Source organism: Shewanella sp. AS1 (assembly GCF_021412565.1).
GTDB lineage: Bacteria > Pseudomonadota > Gammaproteobacteria > Enterobacterales > Shewanellaceae > Shewanella.
In genome coordinates, this window is record NZ_JAKCLJ010000056.1 from 1 (window position 1) to 298 (window position 298).

Consider the following 298-nt stretch of genomic DNA (forward strand, 5'->3'; position numbering starts at 1 on the left):
TAAGGTCTGAGTCTGGCCTTCAGCCATACTCTGGTAGGCTGCATCGCTTGGGTCAAAGGTCCAGCTGCCGTCATTGTTGAACGTCAGTCCCGCTATTGTGGCAGTGGTGCTGTAAGTGGCCGTGTCACCCACATCGATATCGGTGGAGGTGATGGTGCCATTAACTACTGAACCATCTTCCTTGGCGCTGACTTGCGCGATGGGATCCAGTACCGGTGCGTCGTTAACGTTGTTAACCACCAGGTTAAAGGTGGACGTGACGGTTGCGCCCTGGCTGTCGGTGGCGGTAACGGTAATG

Annotated in this window: 1 protein-coding gene; it reads right to left on the reverse strand. The window is 55.4% G+C overall.

Going from position 1 to position 298, the window contains the following annotated elements:
* Nucleotides 1–298 (reverse strand): Ig-like domain-containing protein (locus tag LZP69_RS16030; RefSeq protein ID WP_234201697.1); only part of this gene is annotated, 298 nt, incomplete at both ends.